Origin of the sequence: Acinetobacter sp. ME22 (assembly GCF_022012315.1) — a bacterium.
In the GTDB taxonomy this organism is placed as follows: Bacteria; Pseudomonadota; Gammaproteobacteria; order Pseudomonadales; family Moraxellaceae; genus Acinetobacter; species Acinetobacter brisouii_A.
Genome location: NZ_JAKLTL010000007.1, coordinates 119,656 through 137,123 on the forward strand (window position 1 = coordinate 119,656; position 17,468 = coordinate 137,123).

Annotated in this window: 16 protein-coding genes and 1 pseudogene; 14 read left to right on the forward strand and 3 right to left on the reverse strand. The window is 41.8% G+C overall.

Features of this window, described 5'->3' with window-relative positions:
- Positions 1-4: 4 nt before the first annotated feature.
- The 3 genes from LVY74_RS11355 (at position 5) to LVY74_RS11365 (ending at position 5,581) form a co-directional block, all read left to right on the forward strand.
- Positions 5-349, forward strand: a complete 345-nt coding sequence (locus LVY74_RS11355) for a hypothetical protein (protein ID WP_237815155.1) — start codon at positions 5-7, stop codon at positions 347-349.
- Positions 350-787: 438 nt separating this feature from the next.
- A complete protein-coding gene (locus LVY74_RS11360; protein WP_237815156.1) occupies positions 788-3,427 on the forward strand; it encodes a bifunctional aconitate hydratase 2/2-methylisocitrate dehydratase in 2,640 nt (879 codons plus the stop codon).
- Positions 3,428-3,487: 60 nt separating this feature from the next.
- Positions 3,488-5,581 (forward strand): P-loop ATPase, Sll1717 family, encoded by a 2,094-nt coding sequence (locus LVY74_RS11365; RefSeq protein WP_237815157.1) that lies wholly within the window; start codon positions 3,488-3,490, stop codon positions 5,579-5,581.
- A gap of 117 nt (positions 5,582-5,698) precedes the next feature.
- Here the strand turns inward: LVY74_RS11365 and LVY74_RS11370 are convergent, their stop codons facing one another.
- Positions 5,699-6,979, reverse strand: a complete 1,281-nt coding sequence (locus LVY74_RS11370; RefSeq protein ID WP_237815158.1) for a sigma-54 interaction domain-containing protein — start codon at positions 6,977-6,979, stop codon at positions 5,699-5,701.
- A 181-nt stretch (positions 6,980-7,160) separates the two neighbouring features.
- On the opposite strand from LVY74_RS11370, the gene LVY74_RS11375 reads away from it, so the two are divergent.
- The 6 genes and pseudogenes from LVY74_RS11375 (at position 7,161) to LVY74_RS11400 (ending at position 11,241) form a co-directional block, all read left to right on the forward strand.
- On the forward strand, positions 7,161-7,874 hold the full coding sequence (locus LVY74_RS11375) for an MBL fold metallo-hydrolase (RefSeq protein ID WP_151709122.1): 714 nt from the start codon (positions 7,161-7,163) through the stop codon (positions 7,872-7,874).
- 40 nt (positions 7,875-7,914) lie between these two features.
- Positions 7,915-9,135: pseudogene (locus LVY74_RS11380) on the forward strand (NAD(P)/FAD-dependent oxidoreductase); the annotation flags it as partial.
- 27 nt (positions 9,136-9,162) lie between these two features.
- Positions 9,163-9,957: a sulfite exporter TauE/SafE family protein gene (locus LVY74_RS11385; RefSeq protein WP_237815159.1), complete on the forward strand. Its 795-nt coding sequence runs from the start codon at positions 9,163-9,165 to the stop codon at positions 9,955-9,957.
- A gap of 15 nt (positions 9,958-9,972) precedes the next feature.
- Entirely contained in the window at positions 9,973-10,386 is a 414-nt protein-coding gene (locus LVY74_RS11390) for a YeeE/YedE family protein (RefSeq protein WP_237815160.1), read from the forward strand.
- A 1-nt stretch (position 10,387) separates the two neighbouring features.
- Positions 10,388-10,801 carry a DUF6691 family protein gene (locus tag LVY74_RS11395; protein ID WP_237815161.1) on the forward strand — a complete coding sequence of 138 codons (414 nt, stop codon included), beginning with the start codon at positions 10,388-10,390 and terminating at the stop codon, positions 10,799-10,801.
- A 206-nt stretch (positions 10,802-11,007) separates the two neighbouring features.
- Positions 11,008-11,241: a hypothetical protein gene (locus tag LVY74_RS11400; protein WP_111892278.1), complete on the forward strand. Its 234-nt coding sequence runs from the start codon at positions 11,008-11,010 to the stop codon at positions 11,239-11,241.
- Between the two features lie 104 nt (positions 11,242-11,345).
- Here the strand turns inward: LVY74_RS11400 and LVY74_RS11405 are convergent, their stop codons facing one another.
- Both LVY74_RS11405 and LVY74_RS11410 read right to left on the reverse strand, forming a co-directional pair.
- On the reverse strand, positions 11,346-11,627 hold the full coding sequence (locus LVY74_RS11405) for a DUF1330 domain-containing protein (protein ID WP_237815162.1): 282 nt from the start codon (positions 11,625-11,627) through the stop codon (positions 11,346-11,348).
- A gap of 9 nt (positions 11,628-11,636) precedes the next feature.
- Entirely contained in the window at positions 11,637-12,311 is a 675-nt protein-coding gene (locus tag LVY74_RS11410; protein ID WP_237815163.1) for a GntR family transcriptional regulator, read from the reverse strand.
- 152 nt (positions 12,312-12,463) lie between these two features.
- Here LVY74_RS11410 and LVY74_RS11415 point away from each other — a divergent pair, with 152 nt between their 5' ends.
- From LVY74_RS11415 to tgnC, 5 genes are read left to right on the forward strand one after another with little or no spacing between them, the layout of a single operon-like run.
- Positions 12,464-13,063: an amino acid synthesis family protein gene (locus tag LVY74_RS11415; RefSeq protein WP_237815164.1), complete on the forward strand. Its 600-nt coding sequence runs from the start codon at positions 12,464-12,466 to the stop codon at positions 13,061-13,063.
- A complete protein-coding gene (locus tag LVY74_RS11420) occupies positions 13,035-13,823 on the forward strand; it encodes an alpha/beta fold hydrolase (protein WP_237815165.1) in 789 nt (262 codons plus the stop codon). The genes LVY74_RS11415 and LVY74_RS11420 overlap by 29 nt, the downstream gene beginning before the upstream one ends.
- 28 nt (positions 13,824-13,851) lie before the next feature.
- A complete protein-coding gene (locus LVY74_RS11425) occupies positions 13,852-14,781 on the forward strand; it encodes a flavin reductase (protein ID WP_237815166.1) in 930 nt (309 codons plus the stop codon).
- Between the two features lie 3 nt (positions 14,782-14,784).
- Positions 14,785-15,867 (forward strand): LLM class flavin-dependent oxidoreductase, encoded by a 1,083-nt coding sequence (locus tag LVY74_RS11430; RefSeq protein ID WP_237815167.1) that lies wholly within the window; start codon positions 14,785-14,787, stop codon positions 15,865-15,867.
- The gene (tgnC, locus tag LVY74_RS11435) at positions 15,842-17,308 is read left to right on the forward strand and encodes a (Z)-2-((N-methylformamido)methylene)-5-hydroxybutyrolactone dehydrogenase (protein WP_330848009.1); all 1,467 of its coding nucleotides are present in this window, start codon (positions 15,842-15,844) and stop codon (positions 17,306-17,308) included. Before LVY74_RS11430 ends, tgnC begins: the two co-directional genes overlap by 26 nt.
- The last annotated feature ends 160 nt before the right edge of the window (positions 17,309-17,468 follow it).

Sequence of the window (17,468 nt, forward strand, 5' to 3'; positions counted from 1 at the left end):
TTGAATGAACAAGATTTTGCTATTGGTGATCTCGGCAGTGGCTTTGGCGGGTTGTAGTAAACCCAAAGAATTATCTCCTCAAGAAGCATGGCACAATTTTTGTTCAGTTATTCCAAGTGCTGCTGCCAATATCATGACCGACCGTCAGCAAGGTGTGAAAGAAGCCGATGCTTTAGAGCATGCGAAAAAAATTCCTGATCAGCATGCCCAAGTTTATTTGCAATCTTTGATCAAAGAAGCCTATAAAGTGCCTATTTATGAAAATAGTGATCAACGACAAAAAGCACTCGATGACTTTAGTAAAGGACGTGATCAGGAGTGTTTGAAACAAGCTGCCCAAAATAAATAATCCAAGAAATTCATAGAAAACTGTGGATATTGAGGATTATTTTTCTGTTGAATACCAAATACGCCTTGGTTAATGATAAAAATTATCATGAGCCAATGTGAATCATCTGTGAAAAGATTTAAATTTGTCATTTTTTTCCACTAAGGTGGAATAGGTGATAGATCGGGAATCTGCCAATATCCTGATGTTTTTACGTGATTTCTCAAGGATTGAATCATAGAAGTCATGCGAAAGATAAAGCGTTAAGCAGGAAATTTGCCATTTAGGTTTTTTTGACTGTACTATTTCGTCAGAAAATAATGACCATTAAAAACTAATAGGCTGTCTGCATTAACTTTTTACAGGAAGTTTAGTAGAATTTTGCTGTCCATATTACTTATGAAGCTTTAGGAAAAGCTGGAATTCATAAGTAATTTTTTAAAAAAGAGGAATAACACCGTGCTAGAAGCTTACCGCCAACACGTTGAAGAACGTGCCGCACTCGGAGTCCCACCGAAGCCACTTGATGACGCTCAAACTGCTGCATTAGTTGAATTATTAAAAAATCCGCCAGCAGGTGAAGAAGCGTTTCTAGTTGACTTGCTTGAAAATCGCGTTCCAGCAGGTGTTGACCAAGCAGCTTATGTAAAAGCGGCTTTCTTGGCAGCTCTTGCAAAGGGCGAAGCGACTTCTCCACTTGTTTCTAAAGAACGTGCGGTTTACTTACTAGGTACTATGCTTGGTGGTTATAACGTTGCGCCTTTAGTTGAACTTTTAGACGATGCTGAATTGGCAAGCTTAGCTGCTGACGCATTGAAAAAAACATTACTTGTATTTGATGCATTCCATGACGTTGCTGACAAAGCGAAAGCAGGCAATGCAAATGCACAAGCAGTTCTTCAATCTTGGGCTGATGCTGAATGGTTCACTAGCCGTAAAGACGTTCCTGAAGAAATCAAACTTACAGTATTCAAAGTTACTGGCGAAACTAACACAGACGACTTGTCACCTGCACAAGACGCTTGGAGCCGTCCAGACATTCCATTGCACGCAAATGCAATGCTTAAAAACGAACGTGATGGCATTAACCCTGAAAAACCAGGTGAAGTTGGTCCATTAAGCCAAATCAAAGAATTGATCGCGAAAGGCAACCAAGTTGCTTACGTGGGTGACGTTGTTGGTACAGGTTCTTCTCGTAAATCTGCAACTAACTCTGTGCTTTGGTTCTTCGGTGACGAAATCGCGCACATTCCGAACAAAAAAGACGGTGGTTACTGCTTAGGTTCTAAAATCGCTCCGATTTTCTTCAACACTATGGAAGACGCTGGTGCGTTACCTGTAGAGATTGATGTTGCGAACATGAACATGGGCGACGAAATCGTTCTTAAGATCGACCATGCTGCGGCTAAAGTCACTGCGTTCAAAAACGGCGAACAAATTGCTGAATCTGAACTTAAAACTCCAGTTCTTCTAGACGAAGTACGTGCTGGCGGTCGTATTAACTTGATCGTTGGTCGTGGTTTGACTGCTAAAGCGCGTGAAGCTTTAGGTCTTGCTCCATCTACATTGTTCCGTACTCCAGTACAACCTGCTGCAACTGGCAAAGGCTTCACTTTAGCTCAGAAAATGGTTGGTCGTGCTTGTGGTCTTCCAGAAGGTCAAGGTGTCATTCCAGGTACTTACTGCGAACCTAAAATGACAACTGTAGGTTCTCAAGATACCACTGGTCCTATGACGCGTGACGAATTAAAAGACTTGGCTTGCTTGGGCTTCTCTGCTGACTTAGTCATGCAGTCTTTCTGTCACACTGCGGCTTATCCAAAACCAGTTGACGTACAAATGCAACACACGCTTCCTGACTTCATCATGAACCGTGGTGGTGTTTCTTTACGTCCAGGTGACGGTATTATCCACTCTTGGTTAAACCGTATGCTTCTTCCAGATACTGTTGGTACTGGTGGTGACTCACATACTCGTTTCCCAATTGGTATTTCATTCCCAGCGGGTTCTGGTCTTGTAGCGTTCGCTGCGGCAACTGGCGTTATGCCGCTTGACATGCCTGAGTCAGTTCTTGTGAAGTTCAAAGGTAAAATGCAACCTGGTATCACTTTACGTGACCTCGTACATGCAATTCCTTATGTTGCGATCCAAGAAGGCGACTTAACTGTAGAGAAGAAAGGTAAGAAAAACATCTTCTCTGGTCGTATCCTAGAAATCGACTTAACAGAAATGGAAACTGACTTGACTGTTGAGCAAGCATTCGAACTTTCTGATGCTTCTGCTGAACGTTCTGCTGCGGGTTGTGCGATTACGCTTTCTGAAGAGAAAGTTGCTGAATACCTACGTTCTAACATCACAATGCTTAAGTGGATGATTTCACAAGGCTATGGCGATGCTCGTACTATGGCACGCCGTGTTGAGAACATGGAAAAATGGTTGGCTAATCCATCACTTCTTAAAGCTGATGCTGATGCTGAATACACGAAAGTGTACGAAATCGACCTTGCTACAATTACTGAACCAGTACTTTGCTGCCCGAACGATCCAGATGATGCAAAACTTCTTTCTGACGTTCAAGGTGCAAAAATTGATGAAGTATTCATCGGTTCTTGTATGACGAATATTGGTCACTTCCGTGCAGCTGGTAAATTACTTGATAAAGTACCAAGCGGTTCATTGTCTACTCGTTTATGGTTGGCTCCACCAACGCGTATGGACGAGCATCAATTGATGGAAGAAGGCTTCTATAATACTTATGGTAAAGCTGGTGCGCGTACAGAAATGCCAGGTTGTTCACTTTGTATGGGTAACCAAGCACGTGTAGCGCCAAACACAACTGTTGTGTCTACATCTACTCGTAACTTCCCGAACCGTTTGGGTCAAGGTGCGAACGTTTACCTTGCTTCTGCTGAGCTTGCTTCTGTTGCTGCGGTACTTGGTAAATTACCAACGCCTGCTGAATACCAAGAATATGCTGATCAAATCGACAGCATGTCTGCTGACATCTACAAGTATTTAAGCTTCGACAAAATCGAAGACTATACAAATGCTGCGGGTTCTGTAGATACTAAGAAAATTGCTGCTGCTCAGTTAACTTAATCTATTGAAAGATTAATTAAATTAAGCTAAAAAAGACCTCATATATATGAGGTCTTTTTTATGGATAATAAGAAAATAAGAGCAAGTCTATTAGGTGATCAAATTGCTGAAAATGATACTATTAACTTGGGGTTAAATTTTATTGAAACGCCAGCTTATAGAACAGTAATTGAGTCTAAAGATGCAACGGTTGTAATAGGAAGAAGAGGAACGGGGAAAAGCGCAATTTTTTATAAATTACAAGAATTTTGGAAACAACAAAAAACATATACGATAGCGATTTCTCCAGAAGATCAAGAAACTATTTTCTTTAGAAAGGTATTTTCTTTTTTTAGTAATTCTTATTCCACCTCAAGAGCAGCAGCTAAGTTATTTCTTAAATATGGCTTTTATTTAGAAATAATGGATTGTTTTTATAGAGATTATAAGTTAAAAGGAATAGTGGAGAATGAAACAGAGATATTAATTGAATTAAATAATTGGAAGAAGTTAAATCAAAGTTTTTTTATGCGCCTTGCAATGAAGGTTCATCAAGTAGCTAAAGAATATGATGACCCAGATTTTGCTTTAGGTTTTTTAAGTACTTCATTAAAAATACAAAAACTAGAAGAGTTTATTGATAATAATTTGAAGCATAGGCGCAATAATATTAGCATTCTAATAGATAAGTTAGATGAAGGATATGAAAATGATGAAATTGGTGCAGCTATAGTTTCGGGAACGATTTTGGCAGGAGTTGAGCTTAATAAGAAATTCGAAAAAATAAGAGTTATTATTTTTCAAAGAGATAATATTATTCGTTCAGTAGCAAGATATGATGATGATTATACAAGAAATATTGAAGGTGAATTAATTCGAATACATTGGGATGTTCGTCAATTATTTAATTTAATTACTAAAAGAATAAATACGAGTTTAGATCTTAGGGTTGAGAATTCTAGAAAGATATGGGAAAAAGTCACTGCTGATCAAGGGATAGGTAAAGAACTAAAAGGAGAAGATGGTTTTAGAAAGTGTTTACAGTTTACGCTTTATCGCCCTAGGGATATTATTTCATTATTAAATAAAGCTTTCTATGAAGCTTTATCAGAAGAAAGAAATGTACTAGTAATGAGTGATATTGAAGCTGCGGCAAAAACTATTTCAAAAGCTCGATTAGATGATTTACAAAAAGAATACTACACAATTTTTCCAGCAATTAAACCTGCTGTCAGTGCATTCATGGGTACAACATCAAAAATGTCTGTAAACCAAGTTTTAAACTTAATGAGCAATTATCTTATTGAAAGTTCTAGCTGGAATGAAAAAGAAAAATTAGACTTTAGTGTCTTAAAAGCAGATGGATTGCTTAGAGCATTATATAGTATAGGTTTTATTGGCATTTTTGATAGTAAGAGCAATATTTTTACCTTTTGCCATGATGGGCGAAATCCAGATAGAGAATTCAGAGATAATGATAATATTCTTATTCATCCTTGTTACTGGATTGCTCTAAATTTATCAAAAAATGCGTTATCACCAGACGATGCCGAGCAAATCAATGATGAGTATGAAATACAAGTAACTTCTTTAGCTCCTGAATTACGTGCTCAAAAAATTGGTGAGTTGTCTTCAGCTTTGGGTAATATTCAAGATGGGTCGGAAAATTCATCTGAGTTTGAGCAATGGTGTTTAAGTGTACTTAAATTAATTTTTAGCTCTCATTTAGATAATTTTTCATTACATCCAAATGGTTTTGCTACTCAAAGGAGAGATATAGTTGCTACTAATATTGAAGCCACTACCGTATGGAAAAGAATAAGGTCTGATTATAATGTTCGGCATGTTTTATTCGAAGTTAAAAATTATAAAGAAATCGGAGCAGATGAATATAGACAAATGGCATCATATTTATGCAATTCTTATGGTAATTTAGGTTTTATAATTACTAAGAGTGACTCATATGAGCCAAGGAAGGGGGCTGAGTTAGATTGGTGTAAAGAAATATTCACTAATCATAAGAAACTAATTATAAAATTGAATGCTAAATATCTTGCAAATATGTTGGGAAAATTAAGAAATCCAGAAAAATATGATGTAATTGATAGGTCTTTTTCGAAATTATTAGATAATTATGAAACTAATTACTTGTCTCAAAAATCCTCAAGAAAATAAAATATGAATAATAAAAAGCCCTGCTTTCGCAGGGCTAGTCGTATAGATATTTCTATACTCATATAAGGCTCATCTCATACTGCGCGTATTAAAGCATAAATCATGCAGTATTCATACTTAAATATCCCATTTCTTCCGATAACGCCACAACGTTGTACGGCTGATATTTAATTCATCGGCAACCTTTTGTAAGTCCTTGCTATATTGCTCAAGCAAATGTGCCAATAATTCTTTGGTGATATTTTTACTTGAAAGTGACTCTGTGATTAGTGCATCCCCATGTTCAATATTCGAGATTTCATAGGGCAAATCATGAACATCAATATAATTTCGACCTTGAGACATGGTCAGGGCATAGAGCAAGGTGTTTTTCAGTTCACGAATATTGCCTGGCCAGTCGTATTGCAGCATCACTTGCATGGCTCGATGTGTCAGCACAGGAGCAGATTGTCCTTGAAGTAGACTGTTATCTTGCAAGATTTTTTTAATAATCAGAGGAATATCGGTTTTACGTTCGCGAAGTGGTGGTACAAAAATTGGAATCACACGTAAGCGATACAGCAAATCTTGACGGAAACGCCCCAAACGTGCTTCTTCACGTAAGGCACGATGCGTTGCTGCAATAATTCGGACATCACTTTTTAAGGTTTTTTCACCACCCAACTGCGTATATTCACCTGTTTCCAGTACACGCAGTAACTTGGCTTGTAGCTCCAGTGGAATTTCTGCGACTTCATCGAGAAACAGTGTGCCACCTGCGGCACGTTCAAAAACCCCTTTATGGTCGCGGATTGCCCCAGTAAATGCCCCTTTGACATGCCCAAAAAGTTCACTTTCCAAAATATTGGCATTTAAGCTGGCACAGTTCACCGCAATAAATGGGCGGTTTCGGCGTTCGCTATAGTCATGAATCGCTTGTGCAACTAACTCTTTTCCACTCCCAGATTCACCACGAACCAAAACAGGAAACTGAGTAGATGCTACGCGATGAATAATCGAGAACATGGCAAACATTTGTGGATTTTGGCTGTTAAATCGCTCGGCAAGCGCCAGTTCAGCCTGTGATGGCTGTCGTGGTGTGGATGTGTCTGGACTACGAATACTTGGACATGGCTGAAATAGATTTAAACTGAAAACTTGCCCTGAAATTTCAATGGGATGCTTTAGATAAAAACTATTTAACTGATCAAGATAACTTTCTTGGTTTTGATCTTCACAAGGCGATTGCTGTAAATAGTTAAATAAGGCTTGTTGATGTAAATCCTGTTGATCTGGGCTTTGCCAAAAAATTTGCTGTTGTGAGTCGAGTACAAAAAGACGAGCATGATGGAATAATTTTTGGAGCTGTTGTAGGAAGAGATGTGCAGCTGGAAGAGAGTCAAAAACTAGACGATTCATAAGTTTGAATGTTTCAAATACTGTTTCAATTTATTTTAATAAAATTCAAATGAAACACCAAATACTTTAAACCAAAGTTTAATTTCACTTAATATATTGAAATTTAATAATATTATTTTTATTGCAAAGTTGGCATTAAATTTGCGTCATCTAACTCAGCACAATTAATGGGAATAACATCATGTTTTTTAAGCAACTCTTTGAATCTGAAAGTTCGACTTATACCTATTTATTGGCATGTGAACACACCAAACAAGCCATTTTAATTGACCCTGTTGCATCAGAAATTGATGTCTACATGGATTTGCTTGAACAGCATGATTTGAGCCTTGTGTACAGCTTGGATACTCACGTTCATGCAGACCATGTCACAGGTGCAAAACTTTTAAAAGAACGTGCAGGTTCTAAAGCAGTCTTGCATCGTAATTCAGGTGTGCCATGTGGTGATATTTTAGTGACCGATGGTTGTCTATTACGTATCGGAGAAATTGAAGTTGAAGCCCGTTATACACCTGGACATACCAATGCATGTACCAGTTATGTGATTGATAACATGGTATTTACGGGGGATGCACTTTTGATTGATGGCTGTGGACGTACAGACTTCCAAGAGGGGAATGCGGGGACTTTATATGACAGCATTCATCATCAATTATTTACTTTGCCTGATGAAACCATTGTTTACCCTGGGCATGACTATAAAGGGCGTACCCAATCAACGATTGGACACGAACGTGAATCGAATGCACGTTTAGGCAACAATCAAACCCGTGAAAATTTTATTGAACTGATGAAAAATTTGGATTTGCCGTATCCAGCAAAAATTGATATTGCACTTCCTGCCAATAAAGCCTGTGGAACAGTATCTAGTGATTGCCAAAACTCAGGAAATTAAGATGAATAGCTTTGAGTTAAATACTGCCCATATTTTTAAACATGATGTTGTGATCGTTGGTGGGGGATCGGCAGGGATTGCCGCAGCATCAAGTTTACTGGCACGTTCACCTTATCTGGATTTGGCAATTATTGACCCTGCGGATATGCATTATTACCAACCCGGCTGGACAATGGTCGGTGGTGGCATTTTTAAGGTCGAATCAACAGGTCGCTCTATGGCAGATGTGATTCCTGTTGGTGCGAACTGGATTCAGCAAGCTGTGAGTAGTTTTGACCCCGACCATAATCAGTTAACGCTAAAAAATGGTCAGCAGGTTGAATATAAATCACTGATTGTTTGTCCAGGATTGGTATTGAATTGGGATGCCATTGAGGGGCTAAGTGAAACCCTTGGGAAAAATGGCGTAACCTCCAATTACCGTCTGGATTTGGCTCCGTATACATGGCAACTGGTACAACAGTTGAAGCAAGGTAAAGCTGTATTTACTCAGCCACCAATGCCGATTAAGTGCGCAGGAGCACCGCAAAAAGCCTTGTACTTGTCATCAGATTACTGGTTGAAAAACAATGTACTAAATAACATTGAGGTCAGTTTTTACAATGCAGGTGCAGTGTTGTTTGGTGTGAAAGAGTATGTGCCAGCATTGATGGAGTATATGCAACGTTATAAAGCGCATCTTAACTTTGAGCACAAACTGGTTAAAGTGGATGGTGCAAGCAAAACGGCATGGTTTGAAGTCAAGAAAGATGGGGAAACCAAACAGGTTTCAACCCAGTTCGATATGTTGCACGTGGTTCCACCACAGCATGCACCTGATTTCATTCGCCAAAGTGCGTTTGCTGATGCAGCAGGATCGTTTGAGGTAAATCCTGAAACCTTACAACATCCACATTATGCCAATGTCTTTGCTTTGGGGGATGTGATTAATGCCAGTAATGCCAAAACGGCTGCTGCGGCACGTAAACAGGCACCAATTGTTGCTGTCAATGTTTTAACGCATCTCAAAGGTCGCAATGATTTTTGTCACTACGATGGCTATGGTTCATGCCCACTAACGGTTGAACGTGGAAAAATTGTGCTTGCCGAGTTTGGTTATGGCGGGAAATTACTACCTTCATTCCCGCGTTGGCTGTGTGATGGCGAAAAACCAACCAAGCTGGCGTGGTTCTTAAAAGCACGTATGCTGCCAGAAATTTACTGGAAAGGAATGCTCAAAGGACGTGAATGGTTGGTGAAGCCAAAACGTCATGCAGCCTAACTCAAGGCATCATCAGAGAAAATCGTCATGTGGATACTGGTTGTTGAAGGCCTTGCCATTGGTGGTCTATTGGGGCTGACTGGGGCAGGTGGTGGCATTTTGGCTGTACCTGCACTGATGGCATCTCAGGGATGGACAGTGGCACAAGCTGCACCCGTTGGACTCTTGGCTGTGACTTTCTCAGCATTTATTGGCACCTTGCAAGGTTTATTTAAAAAGATTGTGCGTTACCGTGCGGCGCTTTGGATTGCCTTGATCGGGGTTCCTGCTTCACACTTGGGGATTTGGGCTAGTGTGCACACTTCACCGATGTGGCTCACGCTGTTATTTGCCTTAGTGATGTTTGTGGTTGCATATCGGTTATTTAGTCATCCACATGAAGATTTTCATAATCCACCTTGTCGAATTAATCCATACACAGGGAAACTTCAGTGGGATATTCCCACTGCTCTAATTTTAGGGGGTATCGGGATTCTGGCAGGTTTTTTGACAGGATTACTTGGCGTTGGTGGTGGTTTTGTGATTGTTCCTGCACTGAAAAAAACCACAAACCTCGATTTGCATAGCATTGTGGCTACCTCTCTGATGATTATTTTCTTGGTGGGTGGCTTGAGCATTGGTTTGCATATGATGGAGGGTTTTGTTTACCCGACTGCGGTCACTATAGAATTTGCAGGAGCCTGCATATTGGGTTTGTTGATAGGGCGACTCGTAGTCACTCGGATTTCAACGCATTATGTACAGCGCATTTTTGCAATGACCGTCATACTGGTTGCAGTATTGATGTTCATTAAATCACTGAAAGCTATTTTTGCCTTATAAGAGGAGTCTCACATCATGCATGAATATGCTTTGGCTTTTGTGGGTGGAATATTACTCGGCATCGCAACGATTACCTATTTGTATAGTACTGGACGTATTGCAGGTGTCAGTGGACTGATTGCACAGATGCTTACCCCTAAAAACTGGTTCAGTACACCTGCATTTTGGTTTTTATTGGGCTTGGTGGGGATGCCATTTGTCTACCATCAGTTTATGGACTTGCCTGTGCAGATTAAAGCATCACCTTGGGTACTCATCGTGAGTGGTTTATTGGTCGGTGTGGGAACACGTTTGGGTTCGGGTTGTACCAGTGGGCATGGGATCTGTGGATTAAGCCGATTATCTCCTCGTTCATTTGTTGCTGTCGGTTGTTTTATGGCGTGTGCATTTTTAACGGTCTTAGTGACACGTTATATTTTGGGTGGCTAACATGAAAAATCTAATTGCATTTATTTGTGGTGGCGTATTTGCACTGGGTCTTATGTTGTCGGGTATGTCAAACCCTGCAGTGGTTCAGTCATTTTTTGATGTGTTTGGCGACTGGAGTCCGCGTCTGATGTTTGTGATGGGGGGCGCGGTTTTGGTGTCGTTCTATCCGTTTCAACGTGCCATGAAGCAAGAGCATCCACAAACCTTTTTTCATGAACCGATTGATTTGCCAAAAAGTAAACTGATTGACTCACGTTTAATTATGGGCTCAATTTTGTTTGGTATCGGTTGGGGCTTGTCAGGTATTTGTCCTGCGCCAGGCTTAACCTTACTGGGTGTTGGACATTGGGAAGCATTGTATTTTATTGTTCCGATGTTGCTCGGTATGTTTGCTTATAAGTTAACTCAAAAATAAAGGACTCTATTCATATAGCAAGGATGCTCATCTGAGGAAGCCGATTGGGTCTATATTGTGCATAAAATGCGCAATAATAATGCAAAAAATATTCTCATAAGGAATATTTTGAATTTATTCAATATAAAGTGAGATAAAATAATGGCTTAGAGTTTTGGCATATCCCTTGCATTTTAAATCATACAACCCGCAAAGGAGTACACGCTATGACTGAACAGAGCATGTTTAAAATAACAAATATTCGCCTGACCGATCCGCGTACCTGTGAGCTGTATATGCAAAATAATGATACGGCTTCGGTAAAAGGCTGGGTGATTCAGTGTAATGCTGCATTATCTAACCAGTTTCACGAGCATTTGAATCAGTTGTGCCAATCTGAAAATCCATTTATTGCTTTACTTCAGTTAAAGCAGTTCCATAAAGTCGAAGTACTGTGTTAATGCCTGATATAAAAAACGACAGCAAGAACTGGTCTTTGCTGTCGTTTTTGTTTCTTTGAAGAATACTATCTTTGATCTCAAGATGATCTGATCGTGCTTTAAACTTATCCCGCGACAATACTAATCATAACATCGGCACAACCTGCGCGTGCTGCACGGGCTTTTCGATATTCTTCCGAATCATAACAGGCTTGAGCGGTCGCTAAATCTGTAAATTCAATCACCACATGGCGCTCATAGGCTTGACCTTCGGGGCAAACAGCTTCGCCGCCACGTGCCAGAAATTTTGCGCCATACTTTTGAAATGCAGCAGGGGCAAGTTGCATATACTGCTGATATTGTTCTAAATCATGAATCGTGACATGTGCAATCCAGTAAGCAGCCATGATCTTCTCCTAGTTGGATTCGGTAGCACTCAAAATTTCTTGTGCAATTGCAGCCGCATCGGCAATGTGTTCTGCTACGGCTTGTTTAGCTTTATTCGGATTGTGGTCAACCAAAATCGCATCACAAATTCGGCGGATACGTTCATAGCCCGATACTTCGCGATGTGGAGATTTAATGGTCATGGCGCGTAAGCGGCTAATCCGTCCATTCAAGCGCTCGACCACTTCCCAAGCAATATAGTGTTCAGCAATAAAAAAGATTTGCTGATATAACTGGCTTGAAATCGACAAAACCTCCTGAATTTTATTTTCTTCAGAAGCACTCTGGAGTTGTTGCAACAGCTTTTGTAAAACTGCACTACTTTCAGGGGTGAGTTTTTCTGTGCAGTCAGCAACAGCGCTTTGTTCAAGCAATAAACGGATTTCATAAATCTGTTTGGCCACCTCCCAGTCAAGGCTCGAAACAATCGGCCCTTTATTTGGAATGATTTCCACCAAACCTTCAGCTTCTAGGTAGCGAATCGCTTCACGGACGACCGTACGACTGACACCTAATTCTTCACACAGCACACGCTCAACCAAGCGTTTTCCCGCAGGAAAATACCCTGTAATGATGGCATTACGCAAATTTGCCAATGCCATTTCTCGCAAGGTAATCGGGGGTTGTTCAATTTTTAAGTTCAAGGTAAAGACCCTCTTCATCCATTGATGGAGTAATTTTTAGTTACATTTATGGTAGACCATTTTAGCAAAAAAATTGGCACATGAGTAGTCTGTACTATTGTATACCATAATATTGTGTTTTATATTCGAGTGAAACAACAGGAGTAAATGCCGTGAGTCTGATTCGAAAAACCGTATTACATGTGGAAACCATTTATGTCGATGGTGCCAAGGAAGCTGCAAAACCACTCACCATGGTTGCTGCCGCAGCCGTGATTAAAAACCCGTGGGCAGGGCAAGGCTATGTGGAAAATTTAACCCCTGAAATTCGCCGTATTGCGCCTGAGTTGGGTAAGCATCTCACCCAAATGATTATTGACTATGTCGGTTCAGGTGAAGCGGTTGAGGCCTTTGGTAAAGGTGCAGTCGTTGGTTTAGATGGTGAGCTTGAACACGCGTCAGCTTTAATTCACACCTTACATTTTGGCAACCATTACCGTGGTGCAGTCGGCGCAAAATCATATTTGGCGTTTAACAACACTCGTGGGCCAGCCAATGCACCAATTTTAGTTCCAATGATGGATAAAAATGACGAAGGACGTCGTTCACATTATTTGACCTTACAGTTTGCCATTCCCGATGCACCTGCCGCAGATGAGCTGGTGATTGTGATTGGTGCTGCAACCGCAGGACGCCCGCATCACCGTATTGGCGATCGTTATAAAGATTTAGAAGAGTTAGGACATGATCTCAAAAACCCTGCAGCTGTCTAATCAACGCGTGCATTATTTAGAAGCAGGTCAGGGCGAGCCCCTGATTCTGATTCATGGTGTGGGTATGCAAGCCAGTGCTTGGTATCCACAAATTGAATATTTTTCCAAGCATTATCATGTAATTGCTTTAGATATGCCAGGGCATGGGCAAAGTTCATGTTTGCCTGAGCAGGCGAGCCTACAGGATTTTGTGGATTGGACAATTGATGTGATTCAGGCTTTAGGGCTTGGTGCGGTGAATTTGGCAGGGCACTCTATGGGGTCGCTGATTACCGCAGGGGTTGCTGCAAGCGCACCGCAGCTTGTGAAACGGATTGCAGTTTTAAATGGAGTGTATAAACGGACGCCTGAAGCCAAGCAAGCGGTACAAGCACGGGCTGCTGAATTGCGTCAAGGCGTGATTGATATTCAAACCCCATTGCAGCGCTGGTTTAGCAATACTGAAACAGATCAGTTTGCTTGTGCGAAAGTTAAAACTTGGCTCTCCGAGGTGAACCTGCAAGGTTATGCCACAGCGTATACCGCATTTGCACATGGTGATGATATTTATGCCGATCGTTGGTCATCGATTCATTGTCCAGCATTGGTACTGACAGGTGAACAAGATTTAAATTCTACGGCTGAAATGACCTACCGCATGGCAGAACAAGCCGAAAAAGGTCAAGCCGTGGTGATTCCAGATGAACGACACATGGTCAATTTGACCGCACCGAATTTAGTCAATCAGGCCATGCAGAACTGGTTACATACGCCAGCCTAGCCTGAACTGATGAAAAAGGAGAATAGACATGAGTGAAATGGGAAATACAAAAATCAGGGAATTAAGAGATACCTTTGGTTCGTTCATGACGGGCGTAACCATTGTGACGACCAGCACGGAAGATGGATCACCACTCGGCTTTACTGCAAATTCCTTTTCATCGGTCTCTTTAGATCCAGCATTGCTGCTGGTGAGTATCGCGAAAACTTCAAGTAACTATGCAGCCTTTGCTGAAACTCAGCATTTTGCAGTCAATATTTTGGCGGAGTCGCAAAAAGATGTATCCAATACCTTTGCTCGTCCATCTCAAGACCGTTTTGCCAGCATTGTTTGGCGGATGAGTGCTAACCAGTCACCGATTTTAGATGAAGTCAGTGCATGGTTTGACTGTACGGTACATCAGGTGGTGGATGCAGGCGATCATGCCATTCTTATTGGCAAAATCGAAGATTTCGGTTCTACAGGTTATGCAGGATTAGGTTATTACCGCGGTGCATATTTTACCCCTGCTAAATTGCCAACCGAAGTGATTTCAGGGCCTTCAGTTTTGATTAGTGCCTTGATTGCGCACGACAATAAAATTTTGCTGACACAAACAGCAGAAAAAACATGGACGATTCCAACCGTAGTGGTGGGGAAAGAAGGAGCAGATAAAGCATTGGTACAGGTCTTTGCCCAGTACCAGCCAGAAGCATCGGCAAACTTTATCTACTCGGTGTATGAAGATGTGGTGAATCAACATCAATATATTTCGTTCTTGTGCAATGCGCCAAGTAGCGAGGCACTGCAAGGCACTTTTGTTGCATTACAGGACATCGACCAATTGCAGTTTGCCAATCCTGCTTTAAAAAGCATGCTTGAGCGCTACCGTAAAGAAAACCAATTGGGGTCATATGGGGTGTATTACGGCAACGAATGCACAGGAACAGTTCGACAAATGCAGAAAGATGGAGTTTAAGTCATGCGGTTTTCATTATTTATTCATATGGAACGAGTGTCCGACCAGCAGACACAAAAACAACTTTACGAAGAAATGGTTGAACTGTGTCAGATTGCCGATCGTGGTGGAATGTCGGCGATCTGGACGGGTGAACACCATGCCATGAATTTTACCATCGCACCGAATCCATTTTTAAACTTGGTGGACTTGGCCAATAAAACCAAACATGTACGTTTAGGTACAGGTACAGTGGTTGCGCCGTTCTGGCATCCAATCAAACTGGCAGGTGAAGCAGCCATGACCGATATTATGACCAATGGTCGTCTGGATATCGGGATTGCTCGTGGTGCGTATTCATTTGAATATGAACGTATGGTGCCAGGTATGGATGCATGGAGTGCAGGACAGCGTTTACGTGAAATGATTCCAGCAGTGAAAGCATTGTGGAAAGGCGATTACGAACATAATGGTGAGTTTTGGCAGTTCCCGAAAACGACCTCTGCACCGCAACCCTTACAACAGCCACATCCGCCAATTTGGGTGGCAGCACGTGATCCAAACAGTCATGAATTTGCGGTACAAAATGGCTGTAATGTGCAAGTGACTCCTCTGCATTTTGGTGATGAAGAAGTGGAAAAACTGATGGGGCACTTTAAAGCTGCATGCCAAAAGTACCCACAAACACGCCGTCCACAAATCATGTTACTGCGCCATACCTATGTGGCAGACAGTGAAGCCGATGCTGAATTGGCAGCTGATGAAGTCAATACCTTCTACAATTACTTTGGCGCATGGTTCAAAAATGAACGTGAAATTCAGCAAGGTTTGATTGCACCACTCAGTGCTGAAGAAATTGCAGCACATCCATTTTATACCCCAGAAGCCATGCGCCAGAACAATGTGATTGGGCAGGCAGATGAAGTCATTGAACGTCTGAAAGCCTATGAAGCCATGGGTTATGACGAATATTCCTTCTGGATTGATACAGGCATGAGTTTTGAACGTAAGAAAGCTTCGCTTGAACGCATGATCAAGGAAGTGATGCCAGCGTTTGAAGAAGCACAAATGGATGTTCGTAATGCAAAAATTTCAGCTGTATATTGATGGTCAATTTGAGGATGGTGCTGCTGAATTTGACAGTATCAACCCTGCAACAGGACAAGCTTGGGCAAAAATGCCTGAAGCACGCCGTGAACAGGTCAATCGGGCAGTCGAAGCCGCACATCGTGCCTTTAGTGATACCCGCTGGGCAGGGCTAACTGCTTCGCAGCGTGGCAAGTTACTGTATAAGCTGGCAGATTTACTGGAGCAAGTGGCTCCGAAACTGGCAGAGCTGGAAACCACCGATACTGGAAAAATTATCCGTGAAACCTCCAGTCAGATCGCTTATGTCGCTGAATACTATCGTTATTATGCAGGTTTGGCGGATAAGCTTGAAGGTAGTTATATTCCAGTCGACAAGCCTGACATGCAAACATGGTTGATTCGTGAACCTGTGGGTGTGATTGCGGCGATTGTACCGTGGAACAGCCAACTGTTTTTGTCCGCAGTCAAACTTGGGCCTGCACTTGCCGCAGGCTGTACCGTAGTTTTGAAAGCTTCGGAAGAAGCACCTGCACCGTTACTTGAATTTGCCAAACTGATTGATCAGGCAGGGTTCCCGCAAGGTGTGGTCAATGTCATTACAGGTTTCGGTGCAGAGTGTGGTGCTGTCCTCAGTGGGCATCCACTGGTTGCGCATGTGGCATTTACAGGTGGCCCAGAAACAGCCAAGCATATTGTCAGTAATACAGCACACAACCTTGCCAAAGTGTCTTTGGAACTGGGTGGGAAATCACCGTTTATTGTCTTTGCCGATGCGGATTTGGACAGTGCGGTCAATGCACAGGTCGCAGCAATTTTTGCTGCCACAGGGCAAAGTTGTGTCGCGGGTTCACGTTTGTTGATTGATGCCAGCATTAAAGATGAGTTTGTCCAACGTCTCGCAACACGGGTGCAAAGCATCAAGATCGGTTTGCCAAATGAGATGCAGACTGAATATGGACCACTTTGCACACTCAAGCAACGTGACAAAATCCAGCAAGTGGTCGATCAGTCAGTTGCACAAGGCGCAACATTGGTGACAGGTGGTCAGGTTTGTGAGGGCGCAGGTTATTACTATCCACCAACGATTCTGGATTGTAGTTATGTTGCCGATGCTGCAAGTTTGACCACGGAGCTATTTGGTCCAGTCCTGTCGGTGGATAGCTTTAGCTCGGAGCAAGAAGCCATTCAAAAAGCCAACAGCACCCCTTATGGTTTGGCGGCAGGGGTGTTTACCACCAACCTGACCCGCGCACATCGTATGACCAAAGCGATTCGTTCAGGCATTGTCTGGCTCAACACCTATCGGGCAGTCTCCCCACTTGCTCCATTTGGTGGATACGGCTTGTCAGGGCATGGGCGTGAAGGTGGTTTAAGTGCGGTCTATGACTACACCACCACCAAAACCGTTTGGCTCAGAACGTCAGATGAGCCAATTGCTGACCCATTTGTGATGCGTTAGCAATGTTTAGTTAAACTAATAAATTATTTGAAAATTCAAGTAATTTAAACAGCATGGATGTCAGTAAAGAAAAAGGATTTTCTTTTCGCTATCTTAATCAAAGAAAGATGGCTTAAAATTATTTTGCTTTTAAAAACAAAATAATAATAAATCCTCATCG

Bases quoted from the DNA above. Each gene is read 5' to 3' on its own strand.
- LVY74_RS11355 (WP_237815155.1), top strand. From the start codon at position 5: ATGAACAAGATTTTGCTATTGGTGATCTCGGCAGTGGCTTTGGCGGGT.
- LVY74_RS11365 (WP_237815157.1), top strand. From the start codon at position 3,488: ATGGATAATAAGAAAATAAGAGCAAGTCTATTAGGTGATCAAATTGCT.
- LVY74_RS11370 (WP_237815158.1), bottom strand. From the start codon at position 6,979: ATGAATCGTCTAGTTTTTGACTCTCTTCCAGCTGCACATCTCTTCCTA.
- LVY74_RS11375 (WP_151709122.1), top strand. From the start codon at position 7,161: ATGTTTTTTAAGCAACTCTTTGAATCTGAAAGTTCGACTTATACCTAT.
- LVY74_RS11385 (WP_237815159.1), top strand. From the start codon at position 9,163: ATGTGGATACTGGTTGTTGAAGGCCTTGCCATTGGTGGTCTATTGGGG.
- LVY74_RS11390 (WP_237815160.1), top strand. From the start codon at position 9,973: ATGCATGAATATGCTTTGGCTTTTGTGGGTGGAATATTACTCGGCATC.
- LVY74_RS11395 (WP_237815161.1), top strand. From the start codon at position 10,388: ATGAAAAATCTAATTGCATTTATTTGTGGTGGCGTATTTGCACTGGGT.
- LVY74_RS11400 (WP_111892278.1), top strand. From the start codon at position 11,008: ATGACTGAACAGAGCATGTTTAAAATAACAAATATTCGCCTGACCGAT.
- LVY74_RS11405 (WP_237815162.1), bottom strand. From the start codon at position 11,627: ATGGCTGCTTACTGGATTGCACATGTCACGATTCATGATTTAGAACAA.
- LVY74_RS11420 (WP_237815165.1), top strand. From the start codon at position 13,035: ATGATCTCAAAAACCCTGCAGCTGTCTAATCAACGCGTGCATTATTTA.
- LVY74_RS11425 (WP_237815166.1), top strand. From the start codon at position 13,852: ATGAGTGAAATGGGAAATACAAAAATCAGGGAATTAAGAGATACCTTT.
- LVY74_RS11430 (WP_237815167.1), top strand. From the start codon at position 14,785: ATGCGGTTTTCATTATTTATTCATATGGAACGAGTGTCCGACCAGCAG.
- tgnC (WP_330848009.1), top strand. From the start codon at position 15,842: ATGCAAAAATTTCAGCTGTATATTGATGGTCAATTTGAGGATGGTGCT.